This window comes from Agromyces litoreus (genome assembly GCF_040496015.1).
In the GTDB taxonomy this organism is placed as follows: domain Bacteria; phylum Actinomycetota; class Actinomycetes; order Actinomycetales; family Microbacteriaceae; genus Agromyces; species Agromyces litoreus.
Genome location: NZ_JBEPKA010000031.1, coordinates 1 through 7,545, shown reverse-complemented (window position 1 = coordinate 7,545; position 7,545 = coordinate 1). Strand labels below are relative to the sequence as shown.

Here is a 7,545-nt window from a genome sequence, read left to right as displayed (position 1 = left end):
TCCCACGACATCGCCGGGTCGATGAGGAACTGCGAGCCGAGGTTGGAGGTGAGCACGAGGATCACGTTCCGGAAGTCGACGGTGCGACCCTGCCCATCCGTCAGCCGGCCATCGTCGAGCACCTGCAGGAGCACGTCGAACACCTCGGGGTGCGCCTTCTCGACCTCGTCGAGGAGGATCACCGAGTACGGCCGACGGCGCACGGCCTCGGTGAGCTGGCCGCCCTGCTCGTAGCCGATGTAGCCGGGGGGCGCGCCGACCAGGCGCGACACCGAGTGCTTCTCGCCGTACTCCGACATGTCGATGCGCACCATGGCGTGCTCGTCGTCGAAGAGCACGTCTGCGAGCGCCTTGGCGAGCTCGGTCTTTCCGACGCCGGTCGGGCCGAGGAAGAGGAACGACCCGGTCGGCCGGTCGGGGTCGCTGACCCCGGCACGCGCCCGGCGCACCGCGTCGGCGACGGCCGCGACGGCACGTCGCTGGCCGATGACCCGGCGTCCGAGCTCCTGCTCGAGGTGCAGCAGCTTCTCGGTCTCGCCCTGCATGAGCCGGCCGACGGGGATGCCGGTCCACTGCGCGATGACGGCGGCGATGTCCTCCTCGGTGACCTGCTCGTTGACCATGCGCGGCTCGTCCGGCGCCGCCTCGGCGCGCTCGGCCTCCTCGAGGTCGCGCTGCAGCTGGGCGATGGTCTCGTACTCGAGCTTCGACGCGGTCGCGTAGTCGGCCTCGCGCATGGCGCGGTCGCGACGGGTCATGGCGTCGTCGAGCTGCTTCTTCAGCTCGCCGACGCGGTTCAGCGACATCCGCTCGCGCGCCCAGCGCTCCTCGAGCTCGACCAGGTCCCGCTCCTTCTCGGCGAGGCGCTCGCGCAGCGTGCCGAGTCGCTCCTTGGAGGCGTCGTCCTTCTCCTTCTTCAGGGCGAGCTCCTCGAGCCGCATCCGGTCGACCTCGCGCTTGAGCTGGTCGATCTCGACGGGGCTGGAGTCGATCTCCATCTTCAGTCGGCTCATGGCCTCGTCGACGAGGTCGATCGCCTTGTCGGGCAGCTGCCGCGCCGAGATGTACCGGTTGGACAGCGACGCCGCCGCGACGAGGGCGGCGTCGGTGATGGTCACGCCGTGGTGGGCCTCGTATCGGCCCTTGAGGCCTCGGAGGATCGCGACGGTGTCCTCGACGCTCGGCTCGCCGACGAAGACCTGCTGGAAGCGGCGCTCGAGCGCGGCGTCCTTCTCGATGTACTCGCGGTACTCGTCGAGCGTGGTCGCGCCGATGAGCCGCAGCTCGCCGCGGGCCAGCATGGGCTTGAGCATGTTGGAGGCCGCGACCGATCCCTCGCCGCCGCCGGCGCCCATGAGCAGGTGCAGCTCGTCGACGAAGGTGATGATGCGTCCCTCGGCCTCGTTGATCTCCTTGAGCACCGCCTTCAGGCGCTCCTCGAACTGGCCGCGGTACATGGCGCCGGCGACGAGTGCGGAGATGTCGAGCGCGACGAGCTGCTTGTCCTTCAGCGAGTCGGCGACGTCGCCGGCGACGATCCGCTGGGCCAGCCCCTCGACCACGGCGGTCTTGCCGACGCCGGGCTCGCCGATGAGCACGGGGTTGTTCTTGGTGCGCCGGGTGAGCACCTGGCTGACGCGACGGATCTCGGCGTCGCGGCCGATCACCGGGTCGAGCTTGCCCTGCTTCGCGATCTCGGTGAGGTTGACGCCGTACTGTTCGAGCGCCGACTTCTGCTCCTCCTGGGAGCTCGGCGCGCCCTGCATGTTGGCCACGGACTTCCCTTCTTCAAACTTGAGCCTACAAGACTCAACTTTAGCGAACGGGCTCGTATTCCGGATTCCGCGAACTCGCGTCGTTGCGACAGCGCGCCCGGCTCAGTCCCCGACCCTCACGCTAGACCGGCGCTCCGACGCTGTCGACGCCGGCCGACCCACCCACCGCACCCCGCGCCGCGCGCCCTCCTCAGCGCGCCACTCGCCCTTCTCAGCCGCACCACTCGCCCTTCTCAGGAGGAATCCGCGGATCCGACCGCTTCTCGGGAAGACGCGCCGTCGCGAACCGCGACCCGCCGCATAACTCCTGAGAAGGGCGAGCTGGTGGCGGGAATGGCGGCAGGCGGGCGCACGTTAGCGTGGAGCGAGGACCCGAACGAGGAGGACACGGATGCCGCTGCAGGGCGACTACGCACCCAGCACGTCGAAGTGGGCGCGCGACCAGGCCGAGACCTATGAGGCGACGGGAGGGCGCGAGGCGAACTCGCTGCGCGGCAAGCCCGTCATCATCCTGACGACGCTCGGCGCGAAGAGCGGGAAGCTGCGCAAGACCGCCCTCATGCGGGTCGAGCACGAGGGCGAGTACGCCGTCGTCGCCTCGCAGGGCGGCGACCCGAAGCACCCGGCCTGGTACTTCAACATGAAGGACGAGCCGCGCGTCGAGCTCCAGGACCGCGACGTCAAGCGCGAGTACGTCGCCCGCGAGGTGACCGGCGCCGAGAAGGACCTCTGGTGGGGCCGCGCGACCGAGGTCTGGCCGGACTACGACCACTACCAGTCGAAGACCGACCGCGAGATCCCGATCCTGGTGCTCACCCCGCTCGACGCCCGGGGCTGATCCGCCGGCCGCGGCACCGCGCGACGACGCCGGATGCCGCGGGCGTCAGAGCCACTGCATCGTGAACGCCCGGCCCAGCACCCGACGCAGGCCGGGCATGCCGAGCACGCGCACCGCCGAGTTGCGCGCGCGAAGCCGGAGCCCGTTCGCCGGCGCGCCCATGCGCATGTTGAAGGCCGCCTGGCGCGCGGCGCGCATCGCCGCCGCGCGCCGGGACCGGTCGTAGGTGCTGAACACGTCGAGGGGCGCGGATGCCGCGAGCGCGGCGGCGAGCTCCCGGTCGAGGTGCACGGCGTCGCTCCATCCGAGGTTCATGCCCTGCCCGCCGATCGGGCTGATCTCGTGCGCGGCGTCGCCGACGAGCGCGATGCGGCCCGCGGCCATCGGATGCGCGACGTGCTGCGCGGCCTCGAACGCGGTCGGCGCCGACGCGACCGCGACGTCGAACTCGGCGCCCGTGCGGGCCGTCACGACCGTCGCGACGGCGGCGGCGTCGAGCTCGGTCGGCGCGCGTCGCACGCGGGCGACCCATCGACGGCGCTCGCCGGGCATCGGGAACGACTCCACCACGCCGGCCGGCTCGAAGTGCAGGAGCGCGGTCTCGGGTGCGCCCGTGTCGTCGCGCGTGTCGCACATCACGTAGCTGCCCCGGCCGCGCTGCGGCCGCCACTCGGCGCCCACCAGGTCCCGGAGCGCGCTGCGGACCCCGTCGGCGCCCACCACGTAGCGCGCGGCGATGCGGACCTCACCCGCCCGGTCGCCGTTCCTCGCGTGCACGACCAGGTGCGTGCCGCGGTCGGTGACGCCGACGAACTCGAGCCCGCGGCGCATCTCCACGGTCCGCGCGTCGTCGAGACGCGCCTCGAGGAGCGACTCGACCTCGCGCTGCGGCAGGGAGTGCACCCGCCCCGACTTCGGGAAGCGGAGCGAGCCGAGCGTGCGCCCGTCGCACGAGACCCGGCCGTCCCGGATCACGACCGCGCGCCGTCGCACCTCGTCGCCGATGCCGACCGCCGCGAGGGCGCGCAGGCCGGGCGGATGGATCCCGATCGCGCGCGACGAGGTACCGGGCGGCGGCGCGACGGGGCGGCGCTCGAGCAGGACCGCGCGCAGCCCGCGACGGGCGAGCAGGCATCCGAGCAGGAGCCCGACGGCACCGGCGCCGACCACGACGACATCGTGCATCGGCAGCTCGGCGTCGACGCCCGTCTCCGGATCACTCATCCGGGATCTCGCTGCCCCAGACCAGTTCGAGCCGGGACGGGAACCCCCGCTTGACCCGCCAGCTGGGCGGCACCGCGCGCGCCAGTTCCGGAGCGGTGTGGCTGCGGCGGATCGAGGTCAGCCCGTCCTGGCGGATGAACGAGCCGGCGAGGACGTTCCACGCGAACGGCAGCGTCGCCGCCCAGAAGCCCAGGTAGGCGCCGCGGCTCCGCTCGATGTCGCCGTGCACGCCGATCCCTCCGGGCGCCACCAGGCGCTCGGTATCGGCGAGCAGCGCCCCGAGCTCGCCGGCCGAGAGGTGGTGCAGCACGTGGTTCGACCAGACGACGTCGAACATCTCGCCTTCGGCGACGAGGTCGGCGGTCGAGGCCACGCGCGTGCGGAAGCGGGGGTCGGAGAACCGGGAGGCCGCTCGGACGGCCCGCTCGTCGGGATCGATGGCGACGACCTCGAGCCGGAGGCCGTCGCGCCGCGCGAGTTGGAGGATGCGGTGGGGCAGGTCGCCGCCGCCGACGCCGACGTCGAGCATCCGGGCCGCATGCGTGGTCGCGAGCCTGGGGCGCACCCATTCCTCGTAGACGGCGGCCGGCCGCGAGACGATCCGATTCACGAGCCCGAACCGTCGGTAGGTGCGCGCCAGCGCGGACGGGTCCGCACCGGGGTCGTCCATGAGCTCCCGGGCGTGCTCGTCGCGGTGATCGAGCGACGCGAGCGCGGTGAGCAGGCCCGGCTCGCGCACCTCGGTCAGCGTCATGTCATCCCCTCACCGTCATGAGGCCCGACTCCACCGTGAGTCCGGGCCCGAAGGCCATCGCCGCGACGCGGTCGCCGTCCACGGCGGCGGCCCGGTCGAGGATGTTGCGCAGCACGAAGAGCACCGTCGCGCTCGACATGTTGCCGTAGTCGCGCAGCGTCTCGCGGGCAGGCTCGAGCTGCGCCTCGGTCAGCGCGAGCCGCGACTCGACCTTGTCGAGGATGCTGCGCCCGCCGGGGTGGATGGCCCAGTGCGCGATCCGGTCGCCGGCGACGTCGGCGGCGAGGGCGTCGGCGAGCTCGGGCTCGGGGGCCAGGAGCGGATCGAGCGCACCCGTGATGTGGTCGTCGATGATCGACGGCACCGCGTTCGAGAGCACCATCTCGAAGCCGTGGTCGCCGATCTTCCACGCCATGTCGCCCTCGCCGACGGGCGTGATGCGGGTCTCGAAGCGGTCGAGCGCGAAGGCCCGCTCGTCGGCCTCGAGCGGCCGCGCGGTCACGATCCCGGCGCCGGCGCCGTCGGCGAACAGCGACGAGGCGACGATGGTGTCCGGATCGTTGGAGGAGCGCAGGTGCAGCGTGCACAGCTCGACGCTGACGACGAGCACGACCGCGTCGGGATCGGCCTCGCAGAACTGCGCGGCCGTGCGCAGCGCGGGCATCGCGGCATAGCAGCCCATGAAGCCGAGGTGGTAGCGCTGCACGGCCGGGCCGAGGCCGAGGTCGCGCACGAGCATGTAGTCGGGACCGGGCGCGTAGAAGCCCGTGCACGAGACCGTGACGACGTGGGTGACGTCCTCGGCCTCGATCCCGGGCGTCGCGGCGATCGCCTGCCGCCCCGCCTCGAGGTAGAGCCGCGTCGCCTCGGTGGCGTAGATCTCGTTGCGCGCCTTCGTCCCAGGCATGAGCAGCTCGCCGCTCTCGCGGTCGAAGAAGACGGGTTCGCCCTCGCGCTGGTCGAAGGTGAGCTCGGAGAGCACCGTGTAGCGCCGCTCGATCCCCGAGACGTCGAACGAGGTCGTGATGATCCGCTGGGCGAGGCGGTTCAGGTCGGGCTGCGCCGCGAACACGTCTCGGACGGCGGGCTGGGGGAGCACGGTGTCGGGCACCACGGTGGCCAGCCCCCGCAGGTGCACGCTGCCCGTCATGCCGTCGGCTCCGGATCGCTTCGTCGCTGCGGCATGGGTGCCCCCTTCCCCGATTGCAGACTAACCGGCGGGGTCGTCGCGATCCAGAGGTCCCGGCATCTGCCCAGCGAGCGGACCGCGATCCGCCTCGGTCGCCGGTGCGGACGGTTCGGGGTCGTCGGCGAGCGCGGCGTTCCCCGAGAGCCAGCGGAGCCATCCCTCGCCGCCGCCGAGCAGCGCCTCGCGCGCCGCGAGCGTGAGCGGGATGGAGAGGATGGCGCCGAGCGGGCCGATCACGAACGTCCAGAACACGACCGACACGAAGCTCAGCGTCAGCGAGAGGTCGACGGCGTCGCTGACGAACTTGGGCTGCACGAGCACCTGCAGCACGACGTTCACGATCGAGTACACGGCGATCACGACGAGCAGGAGCGGCACTCCGCCGACGACGAACGCGAGCACGGCGGGCGGCACGAGCCCGAGGACGAACCCGATGTTGGGGATGAAGTTGGTGACGAACGCGAGGATGGCCCACACCGCCGGGACCGGGATGCCGAGCGCCCAGAGCGCGAGGCCGTCGATGACCGCCACGATCGCGCCGAAGGTGGCGTTGACGACGTAGTAGCGGCGGATCCCGGAGTTCAGGTGGAGGATCCGCTCGACCCGCGGACGGATCGCCGGGCCGAACACCTGCTCCGCCCGCCCGTACCGCGCCGCGTCGGCGGCCATGAAGATGATGTACGCGAGCACGAAGAACGCGGCGGTGAGGAAGCCGATGAGCCAGCCGCCGACGCCCTGGGCGAGGCCGAGCAGCGCCGACGGGTCGAGCACCCGGGCCGTCGCGTCGGCGACCTGGTCGCCGAGCCCGATCGAGACCAGCTGGTCGCTCACGGCGGCGGCCGTGGCCTGCAGCTCGTCGACGAGGTCGCCCACGAGTTCGGCGAACTCGGCGCCGGCGAACACGAGCAGCGCGGCGAGCGCCGCGAGGATCAGGTAGGCGACCGTGATCACCGCCGTGGTCGCCGCCCAGCCGGGCCAGCCCCGGCGCTCGAGCGGATGGCGGATGGGATGCACGATCACGACGAGCACGAGGGCCAGTGCGAGCGGTGCGGCGAGCTCGCGCGCGAACCACAGGGCGGCGAGCACCAGGAGCGTCGCGATCACCACCACCGCACCGCGCACGCTCGGACCGGACGGGACTGCTGGCGCCTGCTCGCTCACGGGACCACCATAGGCGTCCGGCGCCGCCGGGGGATCAGGGCAGCACGATGTCGAACGCGGGGTCACCGGGCTGCAGCACCGACATCAGCCGGTCGAGCACGTCGGCGTCGCCGCCGCGCTCGATGCCGGGACTCTCGCGGTCGCCCCCGACGAGCGCGATCATCCGGGGCTTCGCGAGCGACACCGTCGCCTGCGCGGTCGAGTCGTCCGCGGCCTTCTCGACGTAGACGAGCACCCCGTTGCGCAGCGTGACGCGGAAGTTCCGCCCGACATCCGTGAACCTGAGGTCCAGCGCGAGGTCGAGGTCCCAGGCCCGCGGACCGTCCACGCTGATGGCGATGGCGTCGAGCAGCTGCTCGGGCGTCAGCTGCGCGAGGATCTCCGGCGCCGCCGTCGAGGTCGGCGTGCCGAAGTTCTCGCCGCGGAGCTCGGTCGCACCCGAGAGGAAGAAGTTGCGCCACGGGCCGTTCTCGGCGCCGTACGCGAGCTGCTCGAGCGTGTCGGCGTAGAGCGCCCGGGCGTCGGCGTGGTCGCGGTCGGCGAACACCGCGTGGTCGAGCAGCGTCGCCGCCCAGCGGAAGTCGCCCTCGTCGAACGCCTGCCG

7 protein-coding genes are annotated in these 7,545 nt (G+C 72.3%); 1 reads left to right on the top strand and 6 read right to left on the bottom strand.

Features of this window, described 5'->3' with window-relative positions:
• Positions 1-1,775, bottom strand: a 1,775-nt coding sequence (locus ABME01_RS15570) for an ATP-dependent Clp protease ATP-binding subunit (protein ID WP_353829343.1), incomplete at its 3' end; no start/stop codon positions are given.
• Positions 1,776-2,166: 391 nt separating this feature from the next.
• Here ABME01_RS15570 and ABME01_RS15565 point away from each other — a divergent pair.
• Positions 2,167-2,613: a nitroreductase family deazaflavin-dependent oxidoreductase gene (locus ABME01_RS15565; protein ID WP_353829342.1), complete on the top strand. Its 447-nt coding sequence runs from the start codon at positions 2,167-2,169 to the stop codon at positions 2,611-2,613.
• Positions 2,614-2,658: 45 nt separating this feature from the next.
• On the opposite strand, the gene ABME01_RS15560 is transcribed toward ABME01_RS15565, so the two are convergent.
• From ABME01_RS15560 to ABME01_RS15540, 5 genes are all read right to left on the bottom strand, one after another.
• Positions 2,659-3,837 (bottom strand): FAD-dependent oxidoreductase, encoded by a 1,179-nt coding sequence (locus tag ABME01_RS15560; RefSeq protein WP_353829341.1) that lies wholly within the window; start codon positions 3,835-3,837, stop codon positions 2,659-2,661.
• Positions 3,830-4,591 (bottom strand): methyltransferase, encoded by a 762-nt coding sequence (locus ABME01_RS15555; RefSeq protein ID WP_353829340.1) that lies wholly within the window; start codon positions 4,589-4,591, stop codon positions 3,830-3,832. The genes ABME01_RS15560 and ABME01_RS15555 overlap by 8 nt, the downstream gene beginning before the upstream one ends.
• Before the next feature lies 1 nt (position 4,592).
• Entirely contained in the window at positions 4,593-5,741 is a 1,149-nt protein-coding gene (locus ABME01_RS15550; RefSeq protein ID WP_353829339.1) for a type III polyketide synthase, read from the bottom strand.
• A gap of 60 nt (positions 5,742-5,801) precedes the next feature.
• Entirely contained in the window at positions 5,802-6,941 is a 1,140-nt protein-coding gene (locus ABME01_RS15545) for an AI-2E family transporter (RefSeq protein WP_353829338.1), read from the bottom strand.
• A gap of 34 nt (positions 6,942-6,975) precedes the next feature.
• A partial coding sequence (locus tag ABME01_RS15540) for an alkyl sulfatase C-terminal domain-containing protein (protein WP_353829337.1) occupies positions 6,976-7,545 on the bottom strand: 570 nt, incomplete at its 5' end.

Coding starts and splice junctions, on each gene's coding strand:
- ABME01_RS15565 (WP_353829342.1), top strand. CDS start 2,167: ATGCCGCTGCAGGGCGACTACGCACCCAGCACGTCGAAGTGGGCGCGC.
- ABME01_RS15555 (WP_353829340.1), bottom strand. CDS start 4,591: ATGACGCTGACCGAGGTGCGCGAGCCGGGCCTGCTCACCGCGCTCGCG.
- ABME01_RS15550 (WP_353829339.1), bottom strand. CDS start 5,741: ATGACGGGCAGCGTGCACCTGCGGGGGCTGGCCACCGTGGTGCCCGAC.
- ABME01_RS15560 (WP_353829341.1), bottom strand. CDS start 3,837: ATGAGTGATCCGGAGACGGGCGTCGACGCCGAGCTGCCGATGCACGAT.